The sequence below is a fragment of the Streptomyces sp. NPDC059454 genome, from assembly GCF_042749965.1.
GTDB lineage: Bacteria > Actinomycetota > Actinomycetes > Streptomycetales > Streptomycetaceae > Streptomyces.
Map to the genome: position 1 here is coordinate 127,901 of NZ_JBHYVC010000013.1, position 22,592 is coordinate 150,492.

A 22,592-nucleotide genomic window follows, 5' to 3' on the forward strand; every position below is an offset into this window, starting at 1 on the left:
ACATGGTCCGCGCCGACTGGTTGCCAAGGTTCTGACACTCGGTCGTCACAACGGCGCCTCCACGAGGAAGGTTCATGTGTCCGCGCCCGCTCCTCGTGAGAGGCTGGTCGGTATGGAGGGCCGGTTCGAGAACCCGGAGCTGCGGGCGTTCCTGGAATCGCTGACCGAGCGGCAGGTTCTTTCCGGCACCGTCGCCGCGATCGAACGGTTCGGTGTGTTCGTGGCGCTGGACGAGGGCCCCGGCCATCCGGCCTTCCCCGGCGTCGGGTTCATCACGATCCCCGAACTGTCCTGGCGGAGCCTCGATTCGGTCGCGGAGGTCGTCGAGGTCGGTCAGCGTGTTTCCTGCGTGTTCCTTCAGTTCGACACGTGGAACATGGAGGCCCGGCTGTCCCTGCGGGGTATGCGGCCCGACCCCTTCCAGGCGTTCGCCGACCGCAACCCGGTGGGCCGAGTTCTCCGGGGAAGGGTCACTCGGCTGGTGTCGTTCGGTGTCTTCGTCGAGGTCGCCGACGGCATCGAGGGGCTGGTCCGTCCGTGGGACCTCCCCGGGTCGTCCGTGGACGCCGCGTCGGATGCCGTCCGGGTCGGCGATGAGCTCACGGTCGTCGTCGCCGGGACCGACCGGCAGCGGCGCACGCTGACCCTCACGTGCGGCCATCCGTCGTCCGTCACCGACGGGTGGCTCACGGACTGAGCACCGGCACCGAGTCGTCCGGGGCCCCGGGAGTCCGTACGGTCCCGGGACCGGGAGCGCCGACCTCGCGAGGGCGCTGTCGGCGCTCCCGGGGCGGGTCCGGCGGGTCAGCAGCCGCCCGGGCCGACGCCGTCGATGCGTCCACCGAAGTCGCCGAGGTAGCGGGAGCGCCAGTCGCCGTTGAAGACGTCCCGCTTCTCGGTGGGCTGCCAGTTCACGAAGCAGGCCCGGGTACTGGCGACGAACGAGCCGACGTGGTCGTGGAGGCGGGGCGGCATGTCGCGGTAGCCGCTGCGCGCGGTCCACTCCCAGTAGTCGCCGTCGAAGCCCTCGCCGCTCCAGAAGCACACCGAGCCGTCGGGACAGGACGGGGGCGCGGCCGGGGCGGCGGACGCCGTGTGGGCGGGCAGCAGGAGCGCGGTCAGGGCGAGGACGGCGGCGAGGGACCAGGAACGAGTCTTCACGGCACTCTCCAGTAAGGCGTCGTGGAGGCATGGAACGACCCCGGCGGAGGTGCCGGGGCCGTTCCATGGTTGCGGCGGGTCGGGCCGATCGCCCGGCGTCACCGTTCACACCACCTGATGGAGCGAACCGGGGGCTCGGTGGGTGCGCTGTGGGTCGGGCACCGGGCGCCGCTTGCGCGGGGCGTACGGCCCGTGAACCCGGCGCTCCGTCCCGCCGATCGACCCTGCCGGTCCACGCCGTGGGGGGTGTCGCGCTCGCCGCCACCTGCCTACGGGGCACCGGCCGGTTCCGTCCTGCGCGCTCGGGCATCGACCGGCGTGTTCTGTCCTGGGCAACCCGGCATCGACCGGTCGGCCGCAGCCGGGTCGGTGCGGCCTGTGAGAGGTGGGTCGGTGGAGGGCGGGCGCACGGGTTCGCCGCTCTCCTGACTGCAGGCAGGCTGCGTCCCCGAGGTCACGGCGTGGCGGTGTCCCAGGGGGCCAGCAGATCGAGCGTCAGTTCCGTGAAGGCGGCGTCCAGCGTGTTCTCCCGGTCCTGGTCGCCGACGGCCTCGGGACAGAGGGCGGCGGGGCGGGCGACCCACAGGATCTTCCAGGGCCTGGAGGCGAGTGCGGGCTCGCCCCAGACACCGCCGTGCGAGTAGAGGGGGTGCAGCAGGTCGCTGATGCGTTCCGTCGCGGCCTGCATCAGCGGCGCCTCGGTCGCCGACTGGGCCGACCGGAACGCCCCGGGAGCGGAGCGCGCGACGGCGGCCGTGGTCGGGTGACGGCGAACGACCCGTACGACCTCGGTCAGGTGCCCGACGATTCCCCGCGCGGTGCCGTCACTCGGGCGGGCGCGCGCTGCCGTGATGAAGGCCTCCGCCAGCTCGGCCTTCAGCGCGTGCAGGTGGAGCGCCGAGACCGATTTCCAGTGGGAGTACAGGAAGTTGCGTGTGATCCCACAACGGCGGGCGATGGAGGCCAAGGACACGTTCAGGCCGTCGGTGCGCATGAGAGTGCGCGTGGTGCTGATCACGTGCGCAGTGCTGTAGGGGTTGAGGCCGTGGGCGAATCGGGAGGTCATGGAGACCACCCTGCTGAAAAAGAGTGAGCATTACTCCACTGAATGTCACTTGGCCACTCAAATGAGCGACATGTGGACAGTGGGCGCTTGGATGCTCACGCTTTTCAAGTGAGTAGGTCAGTCCCCGAGAGCGGTTATGAACGACGCCCAGCCGGCCGCGGAGAGGACCACGGCAGGTCCGTCCGGCACCTTGGAGTCCCGAACCGGCACACCCGCCGGACACCCGTCAAGAACCTCCAGGCAGCTGCCGCCCCGGAGAGGAGAGGAGGGCGAGCCCGGTTACCCCCTCGCGGACGGAACCGGACACCTCTCCCGCCTCGCGGACACCGTCGAACAGGTGCAACCGACCATGGCCGACGACCTCCTCGGTCACGCGGCGGACCTGCTCGCCGACCGCCGCGCGACCCCGGACCGGCTCCGCTTCCTGCTCGCCCGTATGCGCGAGTCGCTGACCGACGTGTGCCGGATCGCCGGGAGCGGGGCCGTCCGCCCGCCTACCAGATCGACTCGACCCACTCCGGGTGGTCGATGAACGGGTTGCGGTTGTGCTGGTAGGAGTCGTAGATGACCTCGTTGCGGCGCTCCTCGGACGCGCTCGGCGGGTCCTCCTGGTGCCACTGCTTCAGGACCGGGAGGCGGCCGTGGTACGGGTTGCTGCCATTGGTGACGGAGTCGTTGGGCTCCAGGTCGGGCCAGCCGTCGGTGCCCTCGTAGCGGACGGCCATGTAGAGGATCATGCGGGCCACGTCGCCCTTGACCGCGTCGCGCGGCTCGAAGGAGTTGGAGTCGGTCAGGCTGCCGCCGCTGTTGGTGAACGAGTTGCCGCCGTTGTCGAAGTCCTTGTTCCCGCGGATGGAGTTGACCTGGACGTCCTCGGGGCGCAGGTGGTGCAGGTCGGTGCCGGGGCCGGTGGAGGTGCCGAAGTCGCCGTGGGACTTGGCCCACACGTGCTCGCGGTTCCAGTCGCCCGCGTCGCCGCCGTTGAGGGACTTGCTGCGGGAGAGGCCCGAGTACAGCAGGACCACGTTGTTGCTGTTGTTCGGGTCCTGGTCGGTGACCTTCAGGGCGTCCCAGACGGCCGAGTACGAGATCTTCGTCTGGTCGCTGATGATCGTGTGCAGGGAGTCCTTCAGCGCCGTGCCGGACTTGCCGATCGCGGCGGCGTAGTACGTGTCGTCGTACGCGGTGGTCGCGGCGCCGGCGGAGGGGGCGTTCAACGCGGGGACGGCGAGACCGACCAGGACGGCCGAGGTGGCCAGGGCGAGGGTCTTCCAGCGGCGGCGTATGGGTGTCACGGGCATGGGGGACGTCCGATCTACGCGGGTTGAGTGAGCGGCCGACAGGAAGCGTGACATGGACATGTATGCATGGGGGTGAAGAGAAGGTGTCGGTCATGTGTCGTTAGGCGGTGACCGGCCGTCACCCGACCGCCCTACGGTGGCCGCATGCGCCTGAGAACCCTCCTCGCCGCCACCACCGCCGCTCTCGCCGCCGCGACCTGCCTGACCGCCGCCGGGCCGGCCAACGCCCGGCAGGACGGGGGGACGCACCACGCCTGCTCCCCGTCCGTCTCCATCGACCGCTTCTCCGACGCGCTCGACAAGACGACGTACGACGGCACCTACGTCGGCAACCTCTCCGCCCTCGCCCCGGACCGGCACCGCACGGTCGCCGCCCTCTCCGACCGGTCCGCCCTGTTCCGGCTGGACGCGCGGACCCTGCGGCCCGAGGGCGTGATCCCGCTCGCCGACGAGAACGGCGCCGCGCTCGACTCCGAGGGACTGGTCGTCGACCTCCACTCTCGGCTCCGCTCGAGCGGGGGGAACCCCATCGGCACGTACCTCGTCTCCTCCGAGGCCGAACCCTCCATCCGCCGCTACTCCCGCGACGGGAAGATCCTCGACCGGCTCCCCGTACCCGAGGAACTCCGCACCCGCGCCCGCGTCAACGGCAGCTTCGAGGGGCTGACCCTCCTTCCCGGCGGCCGCACGCTGGTCGCGTCGATGGAGTACGCCCTCACCGGCGACCCCGCCGACCAGGTCCGCCTCCAGACCTGGCGGCGCACCGCCCACGGCGGCTTCCGGACCGGCGCCCAGTACACCTACCGGGTCGACCAGGGGCTCGGGGTCACCGAGGTCACCGCCGCCCCCGACGGCCGCCTGCTCGTCCTGGAGCGGGGCTTCACCTCCGGCGTCGGCAACACCGTCCGGCTCTACCTGGCCGACCGGCACGGCACCACGTACGACAAGACCCTGCTCGCCGACCTCGCCGACTGCCCCTCCCTCGGCGCCACCGCCGGACAGCCCCAGCCCAACCCGCTCCTCGACAACATCGAGGGCATGGTGGTCACGGGCCGCGGCCACGGCCGGCTGAAGGTGCTCCTGGTCAGCGACGACAACCAGAACGCGAGCCAGACGACCCGCTTCTACGCTCTCCGCGTACGCCTCTGAACATCGCGGAGGGATGAAATCCGCCGCCGGCCGCGTTGGTGCCTTCCGGTAGATCAGGACGATCGGAGGGCACCCGCGTGACACCGCAACGGGGATGGGCACGGCGACTGGCCGCATACGCGTGGCGTCATCCCAAGGACGTCGTGCTCGCGCTCGGCTCCTCCCTCGGCGGCATGGCCGTGATGGCGCTGGTCCCGCTGATCACCAAGGTGATCATCGACGACGTGATCGGCGACAGGACCAAGGACATGACCACCTGGGCCGGTCTGCTCGTCGGGGCCGCGCTCGTCGTCTACGTCCTCACCTACATCCGGCGCTACTACGGCGGCCGGCTCGCCCTCGACGTCCAGCACGACCTGCGGACCGAGATGTACGACACGATCACCCGGCTCGACGGCAGACGCCAGGACGACCTGTCCACCGGACAGGTCGTCGGACGCGCCACCAGCGACCTCCAGCTGATCCAGAGCCTGCTCTTCATGCTGCCGATGACCATCGGCAACCTCCTGCTGTTCCTGATCTCCCTCGTGATCATGGCGTGGCTGTCGCTGCCGCTCACCGCCGTCGCCCTCGCCGTCGCCCCCGCCCTGTGGTGGATCGCCAAGCGCAGCCGCACTCGGCTGCACCCCTCCACCTGGTACGCGCAGGCGCAGGCGGGAGCCGTGGCCGGAGTGGTCGACGGCGCGGTCAGCGGCGTCCGCGTGGTGAAGGGGTTCGGACAGGAGGAGCAGGAGACCGGCAAGCTGCGCGAGGTCGGACGGCGGCTGTTCGCGGGGCGGCTGCGCACCGTCCGGCTGAACTCCCGGTACACCCCGGCCCTCCAGGCCGTCCCCGCCCTCGGCCAGGTGGCGATGCTGGCGCTCGGCGGCTGGCTCGCCGTGCGCGGGAACATCACGCTGGGCACGTTCGTCGCCTTCTCCACCTACCTCGCCCAGCTCGTCGGACCGGTCCGGATGCTCGCGATGGTCCTCACCGTCGGCCAGCAGGCCCGGGCCGGCACCGAACGCGTCCTGGAACTGATCGACACCGAGCCGTCCCTGAGCGACGGCACCAAGGACCTGCCCGCCGACGCCCCGGCGACCGTCGAGTTCGACGACGTCTCCTTCGGCTACGACCCCGGCCGGCCGGTCCTGGACGGCCTCTCCTTCGAGATCCGCCCCGGTGAGACCCTCGCCGTCGTCGGCGCATCCGGCTCCGGCAAGTCCACCGTCTCCCTGCTCCTGCCGCGCTTCTACGACGTCACCCACGGCGCCGTACTCGTCGGCGGCCACGACGTGCGCGAGCTGACCACCGAGTCCCTGCGCGCCGCGATCGGACTGGTCCCCGAGGACTCCTTCCTCTTCTCCGACACCGTGCGCGCCAACATCGCGTACGGCCGCCCGGACGCCACCGACGAACAGATCACCGCCGCCGCCCGCGCGGCCCGGGCCGACCGGTTCATCGACGAGCTGCCCGACGGCTACGACACCACCGTCGGCGAGCACGGCCTGACCCTCTCCGGCGGCCAGCGCCAGCGCGTCGCCCTGGCCCGCGCGATCCTCACCGACCCGCGCCTGCTGGTCCTGGACGACGCGACCTCCGCCGTGGACGCCCGCGTCGAGCACGAGATCCACGAGGCGCTCAAGGGCGTCATGCGAGGCCGGACGACCCTGCTGATCGCCCACCGCCGCTCCACCCTCAACCTCGCCGACCGCATCGCCGTCCTCGACGGCGGCCGACTCGCCGACATCGGCACTCACGACGAACTCCAGCGGCGCTCGGCCCTCTACCGCAGGCTGCTCACCGACCCCGACGAGCTCGGCGCCGTCTCCCCGGGCCACACCCCGCCCGCCGGACCGCGGGAGGAGGACACCTCGGTCCGCGCGGAGCTGGACGCCGAGTTCGACGCCGAGCGCGGGGTCACCCCCCGGCTGTGGATCGGCGACCGCGAGCCCAAGGACACCGCCCTGGCCGGCGCCCCGGCCACCCCGGAACTCCTCGCCCAGGTCGAGGCGCTGCCCCCGGCGGACGACGTCCCCGACATCGACGAGGACCGGGCCGTCCGGCCGGAGGACTCCTACGGCCTGCGCCGCCTCCTGCGCGGCTTCCGCACCCCCCTCCTCATCAGCCTCGGCCTCGTCGCCGTGGACGCCGGCATGGGCCTGCTGCTGCCGGTGCTGATCCGGCACGGCATCGACCAGGGCGTGACGCAGACCGCCCTCGGCGCGGTCTGGGCGGCCGCCCTGCTGGGCCTGCTCACCGTGGCCGTCCAGTGGGCGGCGCAGATCGGCGAGACCCGGATGACCGGACGCACCGGCGAACGCGTCCTGTACGCGCTGCGGCTGAAGATCTTCGCCCAGCTCCAGCGGCTCGGCCTCGACTACTACGAGCGCGAGCTGACCGGCCGGATCATGACGCGGATGACGACGGACGTCGACGCGCTGTCGACGTTCCTGCAGACGGGTCTGGTCACGGCGTTCGTCTCGGTGGTCACCTTCTTCGGCATCATGGTGGCCCTGCTGGTCCTCGACGTCGGGCTCGCCCTCGTCGTCTTCGCCACCCTGCCCCCGCTGATCGTCGGCACGTACTTCTTCCGCCGGGCCAGCGTGAAGGCGTACGAGCTGGCGCGTGAGCGGGTGTCGGCGGTCAACGCCGACCTGCAGGAGTCGGTGGCGGGGCTGCGGATCGTGCAGGCGTTCCGCCGCGAGCGGGACGGCGGACGCCGGTTCGCCGAGCACAGCGCCGACTACCGCAACGCCCGTGTCCGGGGCCAGTGGCTGATCTCGGTGTACTTCCCGTTCGTGCAGCTGCTGTCCTCGGTCGCGGCCGTGGCGGTGCTGGTCGTGGGCGGCGGCCGGGTGGACGACGGGACGCTGGCGATCGGGTCGCTGGTGGCGTACCTGCTCTACATCGACCTGTTCTTCGCGCCCGTGCAGCAGCTCTCCCAGGTCTTCGACGGCTACCAGCAGGCGTCCGTCTCGCTGGGCCGCATCCAGGAACTGCTGCGGGAGCCGGCCTCCACGGGCGCCGCCGCCAAGCCGCTCGACGTGCCGTCCCTGCGCGGCGAGATCGCCTTCGAGGACGTCCACTTCGCGTACGGGGACGGCGAGGAGGCCCTCGGCGGCATCGACCTCACCATCCCCGCCGGGCAGACCGTCGCCTTCGTCGGCGAGACCGGCGCCGGGAAGTCCACGCTGGTCAAGCTGGTCGCCCGGTTCTACGACCCGACGGGCGGGCGGGTGACCGTCGACGGCACGGACCTGAAGGACCTGGACATCACCGCGTACCGGCACCGGCTCGGGGTCGTACCGCAGGAGGCGTACCTCTTCCCGGGCACCGTCCGCGACGCCATCGCCTATGGCCGCCCGGACGCCACCGACGCCGAGGTGGAGGCGGCGGCCCGCGCGGTCGGCGCGCACGAGACGATCGCCACGCTGGACGGCGGCTACCTCCACGAGGTCGCCGAGCGGGGCCGCAACCTGTCCGCCGGACAGCGCCAGCTGATCGCGCTGGCGCGTGCCGAACTGGTCGACCCGGACGTGCTGCTGCTCGACGAGGCGACGGCCGCGCTGGACCTGGCGACCGAGGCGCAGGTCAACCAGGCCACGGACCGCCTGTCCGGCCGCCGTACGACCCTCGTCGTCGCGCACCGGCTGACCACCGCCGCCCGCGCCGACCGGGTGGTCGTGATGGACCACGGCCGGGTCGTGGAGGACGGCACGCACGAGGAACTGCTCCGGCTCGGCGGCACGTACGCCCGGCTGTGGCGGACGTTCGTCGGGGAGGACGTGCCGACACCGGCGTGAGGGCGGCCCCGCTCCTGCGACGCGTGCGCGCGCAACCATCCGGCATACGTCAGGCGTCCGTACACGCATACGCCGCCTGGCGCGGCAGGCCCGGTACGGGGAGGGACGACTGTGGGCAGTGGAGCGATACGCCGGCGACTCGCGCCGGTCCTTGCGGTGCTGACCGCCTCGGGACTGCTCGCCGTCGCCGCACCGGCCGACGCGCACGCCGCCTCGTACTGTGCCGGGCGCAAGGTGCGCACACTGCCGTTCTCCACCGGCTCGGTGGTCGTCTACAAGCGGGGTGGCTACGTCTGTGCCGTCACCCTCGCCAAGAACCCCGGTACCAGACGGAAGATGTCGGTGAGCGTGCGGGCGCGCGGTGGCCGCCCGGTCGTCGACGAGGGCAACTTCAAGCACCACGCCGGACCGGTGACCGTGCACGCCGGCCGCCGCTGCGTGTGGGTGAAGGGCAGGGTCGGCGGCGGGTCCGTCAGCTCCGGCTGGATCCTGTGCTGACCCGGCGCCGACAGAGGGTTATCCCTATGTCCCCTGGTGCTGGGGGGAGTTGGTCCAGTAGCTTCCGGCGCACGTCTTTCTCACAGGGGAGTGCGCATGCGCAAGGCGCTCAGATGGCTGCTGGCGCTCACGGTGCTCATAGGCACCATGAGTACGGCCGGGGCGGCCACCGCCGCCGAGCCGGAGGCCACCGGCACCACTGACATCAAGGAGAGACTGCTCTCCGTACCGGGCATGAGCCTGGTGGAGGAGAAGCCGTACACCGGGTACCGCTTCTTCGTCCTCAACTACACCCAGCCGGTCGACCACCGCAGGCCCTCCGAGGGCACGTTCCAGCAGCGGATCACCGTGCTGCACAAGGACACCGCGCGGCCGACCGTCTTCTACACGGGCGGCTACAGCGTCTCCACGACGCCGCGCCGCGCCGAGCCGACCCAGATCGTGGACGGCAACCAGGTCTCCATGGAGTACCGCTTCTTCACCCCGTCCCGGCCCGAGCCGGCCGACTGGTCGAAGCTGGACATCTGGCAGGCCGCCAGCGACCAGCACCGCATCTTCAAGGCGCTGAAGAAGATCTACGCGGAGAACTGGATCTCCACCGGCGGCTCCAAGGGCGGCATGACCGCCACCTACTACGAGCGCTTCTACCCGCGCGACATGGACGGCGTGGTCGCCTACGTCGCCCCCAACGACGTGGTGAACAGGGAGGACTCGGCCTACGACCGCTTCTTCCGCACCGTCGGCACCCAGGAGTGCCGCGACCGGCTGAACGGAGTGCAGCGCGAGGCGCTGGTGCGCCGGGCGCCGCTGAAGAAGAAGTACGAGGCGGCCGCCGCCGAGAACGGCTACACCTTCGACACCATCGGCAGCCTGGACCGGGCGTACGAGGCGGTCGTCCTCGACTACGTGTGGGGCTTCTGGCAGTACAGCACCCTCGCCGACTGCGAGCAGATCCCGGCGGACGCGAAGAACGCCACCGACGACGAGATCTGGACCTCGATCGACACGATCTCCGGGTTCTCGTTCTACACGGACCAGGGCCTGAGCCCGTACACGCCGTACTACTACCAGGCCGGTACGCAGCTGGGCGCGCCGACCATCCACTTCCCGCACATCGAGAAGAAGTACATCCGCTACGGCTACCAGCCGCCGCGCAACTTCGTGCCCCGCTCGATCGACATGGACTTCGAGCCGTGGGCCATGCGGGACGTCGACTCCTGGGTCCGCCACAACGCCACGCACATGCTGTTCGTGTACGGCGAGAACGACCCGTGGGGCGCCGAGCCGTTCCGCGTCGGGCACGGGGCGCGTGACGCGTACGTGTTCACCGCGCCCGGCATGAACCACGGCGCGAACGTGGCCGGCCTGGTCGCCGAGGAGAAGGCGCTGGCCACGGCCCGCATCCTCGACTGGGCGGACGTCACCCCGGCCAAGGTGCGGGAGAACCCGGCGGCGGCGAAGCCGCTGGCGAAGTTCGACGCGAAGCTGGACAAGCGGGACGTCGAGCGGCAGCGGACGCTGCGGCCGTAAGGCCCGCGCGGGACTACACCGGGCGGGCGCAGCCCACCGGTGCGGTCCCGCCGAGCCGGACGTAGAGGGCCGTGGACTTTGGGCACTTGGACCGGTCGTCCACGGCCTTCGTCACCTCGAACCCCGGTTCCCGCTCGCCGCTGCCGTCGCACGCCGTCTCGCGGACCTTGCCGTCGCCCAGGTCGTAGACGCAGTCGCCGACGATGGTGCGCGGCCCGCCCCCGCCGCCCGGGTCCCCGGGGTGCGGCGGCTGGAGGTGGCGCATACAGGCGTAGCCGCGCGGCACCGCTCCGTCACCGTCCTCGTCGGAAGAGGGGCGCTGCTCGCTGATGTGCAGCACGAAGTCCGTGGTGGCCGGGCAGCGCGGCCCGTCGCGCACGGTCCCGTCGTGGCGCGCGACGACCCGGGCCGCCGCCCGTTCGCTCCCGCAGGACACCTCGGTGAAGCTGGCCCGTCCGAAGGAACTGCACTCGTCGACCGCGAGGAACACCGCTCCGTACCCGGACGGCCGGGCCGCCGCCGTCGCCGCCGTGCGCGGCCCGCCCGGTCGGCCGTCCTCCCCGGCGCCGCCGCCCGGCGCGCTCCGGCAGCCGGTGAGCAGCACCGCGACCGCCGCCGCGAGCACGGCGCGCGTGCCCCACCCACTTCTCACGTGCATCGTCATCCCCCCGGACACCCCGTCCAGCGTGACCCGGCCCGCCGGATCACGCCAGACATGTGGGGTGTTTTGCGCACTTCGGGTGCAGTGCGTCGGGTGTGTGACGTACGGGCGCTACGTCCGACGGGGGAGGGGCGGCGCCGTGTGCGGCGGCTAGTAGGTCAGCCCGTGCCCGACGGGGTACAGCACCGCCGCGGGGTCGTCCGCCCGCTGCACCGGCACCGGCAGCGTCCCGCGCGGGTCCACCTTGCCCGCGATCACCCGTGCCGCCGCCCGCAGTTCGACGTCGGTCCAGGAGTACGTCGCCAGACACGCCGCCACGCCGGGCAGGTGGGCCACGTCGTAGGGGTTGCGGATCGCGACCGCGACCACCGGCTTCCCGGTCGCCGACAGCTGCTCGACCAGCGTCTTCTGACCGCTGGTCGCGCCGATGTTGTACGTCCCGACGACCACCGCGTCCGCGTCCCGGGCCGCCGCGACCGCCTTGGCGATGGTGGCGGCGGACGGTGCCGTGCCGGTGGACAGGGCGGTGGCGGTGAAGCCCAGCCCGGTCAGGGCGTCCGCGAGCACCCCGGTCGGCGGCCCCGTCGTACCGGACGGGGAGGCGGGGTCGGCGCCGACGACCAGCAGCTTCGGCTGCCGGCGCCGGGACAGCGGCAGCAGGCCGCCCTCGTTGACCAGCAGGGTGGTGGTGCGCTCGGCGATCCGGTCGGCGGCGGCCAGGTGCGCACGGGTGCCGACGGTGCGGTCGACTCCGGCGTGCGAGACGTACGGGTCCTCGAACAGGCCCAGTCCCGCCTTCAGCCGCAGCACCCGCAGGACCGACTCGTCGAGCCGGGACTCGGCCAGCTCGCCGTCGCGCACGGCGTTCAGGACCGCGTTCCAGGCGACGTCCAGGGAGGGCGGGTTGAGCAGCTGGTCCACGCCCGCCTGCAGTGCCAGCACCGGCACCCGGTCGTCGCCGTACTTCGTGCGGACGCCCTCCATGCCGAGGGAGTCGGTCACCACGACCCCGTCGTAGCCGAGTTCCCCGCGCAGGATGCCGGTGAGGATGGGACGGGAGAGCGTGGCCGGGTCCTCGGCGGCGTCGAGCGCCGGGACGACGATGTGCGCGGTCATGATGGAGTCGATGCCCGCGTCGATCGCGGCCCGGAACGGCGGCGCGTCCAGCCGCCCCCACTCCTCGCGGGTGTGGTGGATGTACGGCAGCTCGGCGTGGCTGTCGGTGATCGTGTCGCCGTGTCCCGGGAAGTGCTTGGCCGTCGAGGCGACGCGGGACGACTCGTAGCCCTCGACCTCCGCCGCGACGAGACCCGCGACCGCCTCCGGGTCGGAACCGAAGGAACGGACACCGATGACGGGGTTGGCCGGGTCGACGTTGACGTCGGCCACCGGGGAGTAGTTCTGGCGGATGCCCAGGGCGCGCAGTTCGCGGCCCGCGATCCGGCCGAGGGTCCGGGCGTCGGAGCGGGAGCCGCCCGCTCCGACGGCCATCGCGCCGGGGAACAGGGTGGCGGGCTCGCCCACGCGGGCCACGATGCCGTGCTCCTGGTCGGTGGAGATGAGCACGGGCAGCCCGCGCTCCAGCCCGAGGGACGCCTTCTGGATGCCGTTGGAAAGGTCCGCGATCTGGTGCGGGTCGCGGGTGTTGTGCGCCCAGGCGAAGTAGATGATGCCGCCGACCCGGTACCGGGCGAGCAGTTCGGCGGCCGTGCGGACACCGATCTCCTTCAGGTTGGCGTCGATGTCGGCCTGGTCCGGGTCGGTGGCGGAGTGGCCGTAGACCCGCATCACGAACAGCTGGCCGACCTTCTCCTGAAGCGTCATACGGGAGATGAGGGCGCGCAGCCTCCTGTCGTCGTGTGCGGACGGGCCGCCGGCCGCGTGGACGGTGCCGCCGGCCGCGAGGGCGGAGGTGACGCCCGCCGTCGCGGCGAGGACGGCGCGTCTGGACGGACGTGCGGTGCTTCCCGTGCTTCCGGTGCTGCTGTCGGGCACGTGCGCTCCTTTGGAAGGTGATCCCCGGAGAGCCGGGGATCCACTGAAGGGCATCCTTGAAGGAAACTGCCGGGAGGTCACCAATATCCGGGAAGTTTCTGCCGGTCAAGGGAGCGCGCAGCAACCGGGGAGGGGCCGTCATCGGCGCAATGGGAGGGGGCGCGCCGATGACGGCGTGCTGCCGGCCGCGGCACGGCGGAGAGGGTTGGTCAGCGATCGCAGCCAGCAGCGAGGGCCGACACCGCACCACGGAGACTCATCCGGCAGCCTGCACATGGGACGGACGGAGGTGGGGGCGGGTTCCCCGCCCGGGCGGTATTTCCCGAAGTCGGGACCGGGGGGCCGGGTGGGGTCAGTGGGGCGTGTGGGCCGACACCTCGGGCCAGTGCTCGCCCAGCGCGCGGACGGTCTCCGCGATCGCCGGGCGGCGGGCCGCCCCGGTGCGCCACAGCGCGTACAACCGCCGTACGGGCATGGGGTCGAGCGGCACCTCCACCACCCCGGCGGGCAGCGGGCCGCGCCCCAGCCGGGGGATCAGCGCGATGCCGAGCCCGGCCGCGACCAGGGCGACCAGGGTCGGGTTCTCGTCGGCCTGGTGGACGATCTCCGGCTCGTGCCCGGCCGCGCGCAGGGTGCGCACCAGCCACTCGTGGCAGACCCGCCCCGGCGGCTGGCAGATCCACCGCTCGCCGCCCAGTTCCTCCCGCCGTACCGCCGTACGCCCCGCGAACCGATGCCCCTCGGGCACCAGCAGATCGCACAGGTCGTCCCCGATGACCGCCTGCTCCACGCCCGCCGGCGCCGGCAGCGGAGCGATGTCCCAGTCGTGTGCGACGACGAGATCGACCGCTCCCTTGGCGACCAGGTCCACCGAGAGATGAGGGTCGATCTCGGTGAGCCGGGTGTCGAGCGCGGGGTGCCGGCGCGCCAGGCCGGCCAGCACGGGCGGCAGCAGCCCGCGCGCCGCCGACGCGAACGCGGCGATGGTCAGCCGCCCGGCCGGCACCCCGCGCCGCTCCTCCAGCTCCGTCTCCGCCCGCTCCACGATGGCGATCAGCTCCCGGGCGGCACGCACCAGTTGATGCGCCTCGTCGGTCAGCCGTACACCCCGGCCCTCCCGCTCCAGCAGCACCGTCCGGGTCTCCCGCTCCAGCTTGGCGATCTGCTGGGACACGGCGGACGAGGTGTACCCGAGCGCCACGGCGGCGGCGCCGACGGTGCCGTGGACGGAGACGGCGTGCAGGGCGCGCAGCCGCTGGAGGTCGAGCATGACGGCTCCCCGATCGGTCGGCGGTGCTGCCGGTCGGCGGTGCTACCGGTTAGCGATGCTTCATCCAATCATGCGGGAATCATCGCTGGTGCTGAAGTGTGGCGGGCGGGGTGGCGCCGGCGTCGGTGACGGTGCGGCGGCGGCCGGGGGGACCGGAACCACGGCCCACTGCCGACGCCCCTGCTGCCGGACGCGACGGTAGCGGACCCCTCGAAGCGGGAGTTCTCCGGCGATCAGGCTGCGCCAAATATCGTTGAACACTTGAATACTTGCTTGCCGGTCACTGAGTATGTAGTCGACATCCGCACCCCGAACCCCGTTGAAGGGAACCGAAACGGATGAAGAGCCGGTACAAGAGATTAGCGATAAGTGCCCTGACAGCCGCCGCCCTGACCGCCGTGCTACCGGCAGCACCTGCTGCCGCCACCGACGAGATCAACTGCGGCACCGACGACAGCCTCGTCAAGCTGACGTACGTGGAGAACGGCGCGGAGCACGCCAGGTGCTGGGAGAACCCCGGCCCTGTCCAGGTCGATCAGTACGGCGTCACCTCCCTCTTCTCCGGCGCCAACGAAGTGGTCGTCTTCTGGAGCACGGGCCTGGGCTGGAAGGTGAACGTCCTCGAGCCCTACACCTCGGCCCCCTTCACAGGCGCTGACACCTACTTCGTGTACGGCTTCCAGGTTCTGTAGGCGCGACCGGTGGTCGTCGGGCCGGCCCCGGAGGGTCGGCCCGACGCCATGCAGGGCGGCGACGAGCCGGTTTCCCCGCCGTCAGGCCGACTCGTTCAGCAGCTGCGCCAGATGCTCCCGCCCGGGCGACAGCAGCGCCGGCAACGCCGCCGCGCCGGCGTACCAGTGCTTCTCGTACTCCCAGCACAGCCAGCCGTCCCAGGCGTGGCGGGAGAGGACTTCCACGCACTCCGCCAGCGGGAGGACTCCCGCACCGAGCGGGAGCGGGGTCGTGTCGTCGGCGGAGGCGATGTCCTTGACCTGGACGTAGCCGAGGTGGGGGGAGAGGGCCGCGTAGCTCTCGGCGGGCTGTTCGCCGCCGAGCCAGGTGTGCATCACGTCCCACAGCGCGCCCACCTGGCGGTGGCCGACGAGGCCGAGGATCCTGATCGCGTCGGCGCCGGTGCGGTGTGAGTCGTGGGTCTCCAGCAGGATGCGGACGCCGAGGTCGGCGGCGTACTCGGCGGCCGTGCCCAGCCGGCGGGCGGCCGTCGCGTCCGCCTCCTCGGGGCTCTGCCCGGTGCCGCCGCCGGGGAAGACCCGGACGAAGGGGGCGCCGAGGTCCCGGGCGAGGTCGAGGAGGGCGCGGATCTCGGTGAGGACGGGTCCGTCCTCACCCGGCGCGGCGACCCGGGCGTACCCGGCGAGCCCCAGGATCTCGACGCCGGCCGCCTTGAATCCGGCGGCCGTGTCGGCCCGTTGTGCGGGAGTGAGACCCGGATGGACGGGTTCCTCGGGGTGGGCGCGCAGTTCGACGCCGTGGTAGCCGTGCGCGGTCGCGAGGGCCAGTACGTCGGTGATCGGCAGCCCGGGGACGCCGAGGGTGGAGAACGCCAGCTTCATGTCATCGGACCCTACCCGCGCCCCCCGGTGTCACTCCCTCTCGTCACTTCGGTGTCGCGATCCGCAACTCATCGGCACCTCCGAAACTCCGGCACGGCCACCCCCAGGGGCGCGGGAAACCGCGTGAAAAGCCCCCACGACCCGCACCCGACAACGCACCTTTCAGGGGCGCGTGCCGGTATCGATGTGCGACTCCGCCGCGTGGGCGCGACCGTCCTCCCACAACCCGTACCGACGGTGCGGCCCCGGGACCCCGGTCCGATCAGCCCCGCGGCCCCGCGGTGGACCCCCGCACCATCAACTCCCCCCGCACCGAGGCGATCCCGCCGGGCGGCTCCTCCTCCCGCCCCATCGCGAACCGCCCCGCCCGGGCCCCCGCCTCCGTCAGCGGCAACCGCACCGTCGTCAGCGCCGGCACCGCGTCGATGCTGAACGGCAGGTCGTCGAACCCGGCCACCGACACATCGTCCGGAATCCGCAGCCCCGAGTCCCGCAGCGCCGCGCACGCCCCCAGCGCGACGGAGTCGTTCGCGGCGACGACGGCCGTCAACGACGGGTCACGGCGCAGGAGTTCGAGCGTCGCCTCGTACCCGGACCGCCGGTCGTACCGGCCGTGCACGGTCCACCGGGGGTCCTCCTCGATGCCGTGCACGGCCAGCGCGTCCCGGTGTCCCTCGAGCCGGTGACGGGTGGTGGTGCGTTCCTGGGGGCCCGCGATGTATCCCAGCCGCCGGTGCCCCAGGCCGATGAGGTGCTCGGTGAGTTCCTGCCCGCCGCCCCGGTTGTCGAAGGTCAGCGCGATCGCCCCGGTCTCCGGTGCCGGCGGCCGGCCGCACAGCACCACCCGGGTCCCGGCGTCCGCCAGTTTCCGCAGCTTCGCGTCCATGGCCGCCTTGTGCGGCGCGTCCTCGATCGCGCCGCCGGTCAGCACCACCGCCGCCGCCCGCTGCCGCTGGAGCAGTGTGAGATAGGTCAGTTCACGCTCGGGCGAGCCGCCCGTGTTGCACACGACCGCGAGTCTCTCCCCGCCCGCGCGTCCGCCCGGACCGCCGATCTCCGCCTGGATCGCGCTCGCCATGATCCCGAAGAACGGGTCGGCGATGTCGTTCACCAGGATGCCCACCAGGTCGGAGGTGGCGGCGGCCAGGGCGCTCGCGGGGCCGTTGAGGACGTAGTCCAGCTCGTCCACGGCCTTCAGCACCCGTTCACGGGTGGTCGCGGCCACGGGATAGTTCCCGTTGAGCACGCGCGACACCGTCGCGGGGGAGACCTGTGCGCGAGCCGCCACGTCCGCCAGGGTCACCGTCATGTCTCGTCCTCCGCCTCGCGCGTCCCGCCGTACGCCTGTACGCCGTCGTACACACCCACGCCCACACCCGTGGTTCCGAGCAGACCCTACGGCCATCCGCGCGGCTGTTCGCCCCCTCGAACAACTCGGGTTCACCGTGGTCTTGTCCACACCACTGTCCAGAGGCTAGCTTCTACGTACATAGAAAGCGCTTGCTGTCACGCTCACCAGTAGGGCGTACGCGGCGCGCGAACCGCGTACGAAGGGAATGACGTGACACGCAAGACGGTGCGTATCGCCATGAACGGTGTGACCGGGCGCATGGGCTACCGCCAGCACCTCGTCCGCTCCATCCTGGCCCTGCGCGAGCAGGGCGGCCTCGACCTCGGTGACGGCACCGTGCTGTGGCCGGAGCCGGTCCTGGTCGGCCGCCGCGAGCACGCGCTGAAGGCGCTGGCGGAGCGGCACGGACTGGAGCACGTCTCGACGGACGTGGACGCGGTCCTCGCCGACGAGAGCGTCGACATCTACTTCGACGCGCAGGTCACCTCGGCCCGCGAGGAGGCGATCAGGAAGGCGATCGCCGCGGGCAAGCACGTCTACACCGAGAAGCCCACCGCCACCGGCCTCGACGGCGCCCTGGAACTCGCCCGCCTGGCGAACGCGGCCGGCATCAAGCACGGCGTCGTCCAGGACAAGCTGTTCCTCCCCGGCCTGCTCAAGCTGAAGCGCCTCATCGACGGCGGCTTCTTCGGCCGGATCCTCTCCGTGCGCGGCGAGTTCGGCTACTGGGTCTTCGAGGGCGACTGGCAGGACGCGCAGCGCCCGTCCTGGAACTACCGCAGCGAGGACGGCGGCGGCATCGTCGTCGACATGTTCCCGCACTGGGAGTACGTGCTGCACGAGCTGTTCGGCCGGGTGAAGTCCGTCCAGGCCCTCACCGCCACCCACATCCCGCAGCGCTGGGACGAGAACGGCAAGCCCTACGACGCCACCGCCGACGACGCCGCCTACGGCGTCTTCGAACTGGAGGGCGGCGCCGTCGCCCAGATCAACTCCTCCTGGGCGGTCCGCGTCAACCGCGACGAACTGGTCGAGTTCCAGGTCGACGGCACCGAGGGCTCCGCCGTCGCCGGACTGCGGGGCTGCCGCGTCCAGCACCGCTCCGCCACCCCCAAGCCGGTCTGGAACCCGGACATCCCCGCCACCGAGGTCTTCCGCGACCAGTGGCAGGAGATCCCGGACAACGGCGAGTTCGACAACGGCTTCAAGGCCCAGTGGGAGCTGTTCCTGCGCCACGTCTACGCCGACGCCCCCTACCACTGGGACCTGCTGGCCGGCGCCCGCGGCGTCCAGCTCGCCGAGCTGGGTCTGAGGTCCTCGGCCGAGGGCCGCCGCCTCGACGTGCCGGAGATCGCGCTGTGACCCTCCACCTCCCCGGCGCGAACGGCACCCTGCGGGCCTACGAGCCCCGCACCGAGCCCCTCGCCGTCACCCCTGGAAGCGCTTTCACCTCCCGTACGGTCTTCTCGGCCGCGCACGTGGTCGCCGACCCGTACGCGGACGTGTCACCCGACTCGCCGGCGGCCGTCGACTGGGAGGCCACCCTCGCCTTCCGCCGCCACCTGTGGTCGCACGGCCTGGGCGTCGCCGAGGCGATGGACACCGCCCAGCGCGGCATGGGCCTGGACTGGGCGGGCGCGGCCGAGCTGATCCGCCGCTCCGCCGCCGAGGCCGAGGCCGTCGGCGGCCGCATCGCCTGCGGCGTCGGCACCGACCAGCTCACCGCCACCGCCACCCTCGCCGAGGTCCGGGCGGCGTACGAGGAACAGCTCGCGGTCGTCGAGGAGTCGGGCGCGCAGGCCATCCTGATGGCGTCCCGCGCGCTGGCCGCGACGGCGCAGGGCCCCGAGGACTACCTGGAGGTCTACGGCCACCTGCTCCGCCAGGCCGCCGAGCCGGTGGTCCTGCACTGGCTGGGCCCGATGTTCGACCCGGCCCTCGAGGGCTACTGGGGATCGGAGGACCTCGACGCGGCCACCGACACCTTCCTTGAGGTCATCGCCGCCCACCCCGACAAGGTCGACGGCATCAAGGTCTCCCTCCTCGACGCCCAGCGCGAGATCGACCTGCGCCGCCGCCTCCCGAAGGGCGTACGGTGCTACACCGGCGACGACTTCAACTACCCCGAGCTGATCGCCGGCGACGAGCAGGGCTTCAGCCACGCCCTGCTCGGCATCTTCGACCCGCTCGGCCCGCTCGCGGCGCAGGCGGTCCGCGTCCTCGACACGGGGAACACGGAGGGCTTCCGCGCCCTCCTCGACCCCACCGTCGAACTCTCCCGCCACCTCTTCCGGGCGCCCACCCGCTTCTACAAGACGGGCGTGGTCTTCCTGGCCTGGCTGGCGGGCCACCAGTCCCACTTCACGATGGTCGGCGGCCTGCAGTCGGCGCGTTCCCTGCCGCACTTCGCCCGCGCCTACGAACTCGCCGACGGCCTCGGCCTGTTCCCCGACCCGGGGCTCGCCGAGGAACGCATGAGGACCCTGCTCAACCTGTACGGAGTGACCCCGTGACCGACCTCGCGCGTTTCAGCATCAACCAGATGACGGTCAAGCAGCTGTCGCTGCCGGACCTCGTCGACGCCTGCCGGGAGCTGGGCGTACCGGGCGTGGGCCTGTGGCGCGAACCGGTCCAGGCGTACGGCGTCGAGGCGGCCGCGAAACTGGTCCGCGACGCGGGCCTGGCGGTGACGACGCTGTGCCGGGGCGGCTTCCTCACCGCGACCGGCCCCGGCGAGCGGGCGGCGGCGCTGGCCGACAACCGGCGGGCGGTCGACGAGGCGGCCACGCTCGGCACCGACACCCTGGTCCTGGTCTCGGGCGGTCTGCCGGCCGGTTCCAGGGACCTGCGCGGCGCCCGGGAGCGCATCGCGGACGCGCTCGCCGAACTCGGCCCCTACGCCGAGGAGCACGGGGTGAGACTGGCGATCGAGCCGCTGCACCCCATGTTCGCCTCCGACCGGTGCGTGGTCTCCACCCTCGCCCAGGCCCTCGACCTCGCCGAACGCTTCCCCGCCCGGCAGGTCGGCGTCACGGTCGACACGTACCACATCTGGTGGGACGACCAGGCGCCCGCGCAGATCGCCCGCGCGGGCGCCCAGGACCGCATCCACACCTTCCAGCTCGCCGACTGGACCACCCCGCTGCCCGAGGGCGTCCTCAACGGCCGCGGCCAGATCGGCGACGGCGCGGTCGACATGCGGGAGTGGAAGGGCTACGTGGAGGCGGCCGGCTACACCGGCCCCATCGAGGTCGAACTGTTCAACGACGAACTCTGGGCCCGCGACGGCCGCGAGGTCCTCGCCGAGACGGCGGCACGGTTCGTGGAGCACACGGGATGAGGTCCGCCGCGCGCTGAGGCGTGGGGCACGGGAGAAGCTCCGGGGAGAGGTCCTCCCGCGCCCTGTCGTCCCGCGCGGGGCGCACGCCGTGCGGGACGACAGGGCGCCGACGTCCGCCGGCACCGGACGCCGACGTCCGCCGGCACCGCACGCCGCTTCCTCCCTGCTCCCCGCTGTGCACAGCCCCCACTGCGCACGCGCACCGGCATGGAGGACACCGTGGGGAACCGGGACCGGAAAAATTCCGGGGAGACCGTGCAACCCTCCCCGCACCCCGTGGGTCGTACTCGGCGTCAGGACTTCCGGGAGGGGACCCGGGGGGGACTTGAGGGGTTCTGACGGGGAGGGACGAGGGGGCCCGGTCGACGGACCGGGCCCCCTCGAAGTCGTACGCGCCCCGCACCGGACGCTTCTAGAAGAACACCCCGCACCGCAGCAGCACGTTCGCGTACGGCCGTGCCTCGCCGGTGCGGACGACGAGCCGCGCGCCGGCGCTCAGCTCCTTGAGCCGCTCGTGCGGGACCAGGCCGAGGCCGGGGAAGCGGTCCGCCAGCAGTTCGGCCGCCGCCGGATTGGCCTCCCGCACCTCGGACGCGGCCGTGGCGCCCTCGACGACCAACTCCTCCAGCAGTCCCTCCAGCACCTCCGCGAACGACGGCACCCCCGCGCGAAACGCCAGGTCCACCACGCGCGGCCCCTCGGGAATCGGCATCCCGGCGTCGCACACCAGCACCCCGTCGCCGTGCCCGAGTGCGGCCAGCGCGCCGGAGAGGTGCCGGTTCAGGATTCCGTGCTTCTTCACCGGGTGCCGCCTTCCGGGGCCACGCCGGACGCGCCGTCCGGCCCCCGGCCGGGGCCGGCACAGCACAGCGCCGCGACCTCCGCCGCCGTCGGGAAGGACACCTGCGCGCCCTCCTTGGTGACCGTCGCGGCCCCCACCCGGGCCGCGTACGCCGCGGCCTCGGCGAGCGGCTCGCCCGCGCCAAGACGACAGGCCAGCGCGGCGGTGAACGCGTCACCCGCACCGGTGGTGTCCACGGCGCGCACCTCGACGGACGCGACACGGTGGACGCCCTCCGAGGAGGCCACCAGCGCGCCCTCGCCGCCCAGCGTCACCACCACCGACCGCGGTCCCTTCGCCAGCAGCAGACGGGCCCAGTCCGCGGGCTCGTCGCTCACCCCGGCGGCGTCGCCCAGGATCACCTTCGCCTCGTGCTCGTTGACGATCAGCGGGTCGCAGGCGGCCAGCACGTCCGCCGGAAGCGGGCGCGGCGGGGACGGGTTCAGCACGAACCGGCTGCCCGGCACCAGGTTCCGCACCACCTCCACCACCGTCTCCAGCGGGATCTCCAGCTGCGCGGAGACCACCCGGGAGGCGTGGAACAGGCTCCCGGCCGCCCGCACGTCCGCCGGCGTCAGCCGGCCGTTGGCGCCCGGGGAGACGACGATGCTGTTGTCCCCCGACGGGTCCACCGTGATCAGCGCGACCCCGGTGGGCGCCCCGCCCACCAGCACGCCCACCGTGTCCACCCCGGCCGCCCGCTGCGAGTCCAGCAGCAGCCGTCCGTGCCCGTCGTCGCCGACCCGCGCCAGCAGGGCCGTACGGGCGCCGAGCCGGGCGGCCGCGACCGCCTGGTTCGCGCCCTTGCCGCCCGGGTGGACGGCCAGGTCGGAGCCGAGCACCGTCTCCCCGGCACCGGGCCGGCGCTCGACCCCGATCACCAGGTCGGCGTTGGCCGATCCCACGACCAGGAGGTCGTAGTCGTACATGAATCGCTCCCCGATCCGAGTGTGGGGGCGGGGGGGGGGCGTGTCCCCCCCCCCCCCAGCCCCAGTGGCCAGCCGGCCGGGGTGAGGCCGCCCATCCCGCCCCCGTGTCCTTTGTGTCCCCCATAACCCGCACCAGTGTGG

General features: G+C 72.4%; 20 protein-coding genes. 9 read left to right on the forward strand and 11 right to left on the reverse strand.

The window, feature by feature from the left end:
- The first annotated feature begins 112 nt into the window (after positions 1 to 112).
- On the forward strand, positions 113 to 697 hold the full coding sequence (locus ACFXAE_RS12605) for a S1 RNA-binding domain-containing protein (protein WP_384712250.1): 585 nt from the start codon (positions 113 to 115) through the stop codon (positions 695 to 697).
- A gap of 107 nt (positions 698 to 804) precedes the next feature.
- On the opposite strand, the gene ACFXAE_RS12610 is transcribed toward ACFXAE_RS12605, so the two are convergent.
- The 4 genes from ACFXAE_RS12610 to ACFXAE_RS12625 form a co-directional block, all read right to left on the reverse strand.
- Complete coding sequence (locus ACFXAE_RS12610) at positions 805 to 1,161, reverse strand: peptidase inhibitor family I36 protein (RefSeq protein ID WP_384712253.1); 357 nt, start codon at positions 1,159 to 1,161, stop codon at positions 805 to 807.
- Between the two features lie 454 nt (positions 1,162 to 1,615).
- On the reverse strand, positions 1,616 to 2,227 hold the full coding sequence (locus ACFXAE_RS12615; RefSeq protein WP_384712255.1) for a TetR/AcrR family transcriptional regulator: 612 nt from the start codon (positions 2,225 to 2,227) through the stop codon (positions 1,616 to 1,618).
- Positions 2,228 to 2,344: 117 nt separating this feature from the next.
- Complete coding sequence (locus ACFXAE_RS12620) at positions 2,345 to 2,467, reverse strand: DUF397 domain-containing protein (protein WP_384712322.1); 123 nt, start codon at positions 2,465 to 2,467, stop codon at positions 2,345 to 2,347.
- 254 nt (positions 2,468 to 2,721) lie between these two features.
- Positions 2,722 to 3,528, reverse strand: coding sequence for an endonuclease I family protein (locus ACFXAE_RS12625; protein ID WP_384712258.1), 807 nt, complete (start codon positions 3,526 to 3,528; stop codon positions 2,722 to 2,724).
- A 144-nt stretch (positions 3,529 to 3,672) separates the two neighbouring features.
- Here ACFXAE_RS12625 and ACFXAE_RS12630 point away from each other — a divergent pair, with 144 nt between their 5' ends.
- The 4 genes from ACFXAE_RS12630 to ACFXAE_RS12645 all read left to right on the forward strand — a co-directional run bounded on the left by ACFXAE_RS12630 (position 3,673) and on the right by ACFXAE_RS12645 (position 10,490).
- Entirely contained in the window at positions 3,673 to 4,677 is a 1,005-nt protein-coding gene (locus ACFXAE_RS12630) for an esterase-like activity of phytase family protein (protein WP_384712261.1), read from the forward strand.
- Between the two features lie 77 nt (positions 4,678 to 4,754).
- Positions 4,755 to 8,462 carry an ABC transporter ATP-binding protein gene (locus ACFXAE_RS12635; protein ID WP_384712264.1) on the forward strand — a complete coding sequence of 1,236 codons (3,708 nt, stop codon included), beginning with the start codon at positions 4,755 to 4,757 and terminating at the stop codon, positions 8,460 to 8,462.
- A 111-nt stretch (positions 8,463 to 8,573) separates the two neighbouring features.
- A complete protein-coding gene (locus ACFXAE_RS12640; protein ID WP_384712267.1) occupies positions 8,574 to 8,960 on the forward strand; it encodes a hypothetical protein in 387 nt (128 codons plus the stop codon).
- 96 nt (positions 8,961 to 9,056) lie between these two features.
- Positions 9,057 to 10,490, forward strand: a complete 1,434-nt coding sequence (locus tag ACFXAE_RS12645; RefSeq protein ID WP_384712270.1) for a S28 family serine protease — start codon at positions 9,057 to 9,059, stop codon at positions 10,488 to 10,490.
- 13 nt (positions 10,491 to 10,503) lie between these two features.
- Here the strand turns inward: ACFXAE_RS12645 and ACFXAE_RS12650 are convergent, their stop codons facing one another.
- The 3 genes from ACFXAE_RS12650 to ACFXAE_RS12660 form a co-directional block, all read right to left on the reverse strand.
- Positions 10,504 to 11,148, reverse strand: a complete 645-nt coding sequence (locus ACFXAE_RS12650) for a hypothetical protein (protein ID WP_384712273.1) — start codon at positions 11,146 to 11,148, stop codon at positions 10,504 to 10,506.
- Between the two features lie 153 nt (positions 11,149 to 11,301).
- Positions 11,302 to 13,146 carry a glycoside hydrolase family 3 protein gene (locus tag ACFXAE_RS12655; RefSeq protein ID WP_384712276.1) on the reverse strand — a complete coding sequence of 615 codons (1,845 nt, stop codon included), beginning with the start codon at positions 13,144 to 13,146 and terminating at the stop codon, positions 11,302 to 11,304.
- A gap of 352 nt (positions 13,147 to 13,498) precedes the next feature.
- Positions 13,499 to 14,416 carry a LysR family transcriptional regulator gene (locus ACFXAE_RS12660; RefSeq protein ID WP_384712279.1) on the reverse strand — a complete coding sequence of 306 codons (918 nt, stop codon included), beginning with the start codon at positions 14,414 to 14,416 and terminating at the stop codon, positions 13,499 to 13,501.
- Positions 14,417 to 14,754: 338 nt separating this feature from the next.
- Here ACFXAE_RS12660 and ACFXAE_RS12665 point away from each other — a divergent pair, with 338 nt between their 5' ends.
- The gene (locus ACFXAE_RS12665; protein ID WP_384712282.1) at positions 14,755 to 15,108 is read left to right on the forward strand and encodes a hypothetical protein; all 354 of its coding nucleotides are present in this window, start codon (positions 14,755 to 14,757) and stop codon (positions 15,106 to 15,108) included.
- Between the two features lie 81 nt (positions 15,109 to 15,189).
- Here ACFXAE_RS12665 and ACFXAE_RS12670 read toward each other — a convergent pair whose 3' ends face one another.
- Positions 15,190 to 15,990 carry a sugar phosphate isomerase/epimerase family protein gene (locus ACFXAE_RS12670; protein ID WP_384712285.1) on the reverse strand — a complete coding sequence of 267 codons (801 nt, stop codon included), beginning with the start codon at positions 15,988 to 15,990 and terminating at the stop codon, positions 15,190 to 15,192.
- Between the two features lie 262 nt (positions 15,991 to 16,252).
- A complete protein-coding gene (locus ACFXAE_RS12675; RefSeq protein WP_384712288.1) occupies positions 16,253 to 17,299 on the reverse strand; it encodes a LacI family DNA-binding transcriptional regulator in 1,047 nt (348 codons plus the stop codon).
- A gap of 252 nt (positions 17,300 to 17,551) precedes the next feature.
- Between ACFXAE_RS12675 and ACFXAE_RS12680 the strand changes: the two genes are divergently transcribed.
- The 3 genes from ACFXAE_RS12680 to ACFXAE_RS12690 are packed head-to-tail and all read left to right on the forward strand — an operon-like array spanning position 17,552 to position 20,681.
- The gene (locus ACFXAE_RS12680) at positions 17,552 to 18,703 is read left to right on the forward strand and encodes a Gfo/Idh/MocA family protein (protein ID WP_384712291.1); all 1,152 of its coding nucleotides are present in this window, start codon (positions 17,552 to 17,554) and stop codon (positions 18,701 to 18,703) included.
- The gene (locus tag ACFXAE_RS12685) at positions 18,700 to 19,854 is read left to right on the forward strand and encodes a dihydrodipicolinate synthase family protein (RefSeq protein ID WP_384712294.1); all 1,155 of its coding nucleotides are present in this window, start codon (positions 18,700 to 18,702) and stop codon (positions 19,852 to 19,854) included. The genes ACFXAE_RS12680 and ACFXAE_RS12685 overlap by 4 nt, the downstream gene beginning before the upstream one ends.
- Positions 19,851 to 20,681 (forward strand): sugar phosphate isomerase/epimerase family protein, encoded by an 831-nt coding sequence (locus ACFXAE_RS12690; RefSeq protein WP_384712297.1) that lies wholly within the window; start codon positions 19,851 to 19,853, stop codon positions 20,679 to 20,681. Before ACFXAE_RS12685 ends, ACFXAE_RS12690 begins: the two co-directional genes overlap by 4 nt.
- A 412-nt stretch (positions 20,682 to 21,093) precedes the next feature.
- Here the strand turns inward: ACFXAE_RS12690 and rbsD are convergent, their stop codons facing one another.
- Both rbsD and ACFXAE_RS12700 read right to left on the reverse strand, forming a co-directional pair.
- Entirely contained in the window at positions 21,094 to 21,483 is a 390-nt protein-coding gene (gene rbsD, locus ACFXAE_RS12695) for a D-ribose pyranase (protein WP_384712300.1), read from the reverse strand.
- Entirely contained in the window at positions 21,480 to 22,451 is a 972-nt protein-coding gene (locus ACFXAE_RS12700) for a ribokinase (RefSeq protein WP_384712303.1), read from the reverse strand. Before ACFXAE_RS12700 ends, rbsD begins: the two co-directional genes overlap by 4 nt.
- Positions 22,452 to 22,592 lie beyond the last annotated feature (141 nt).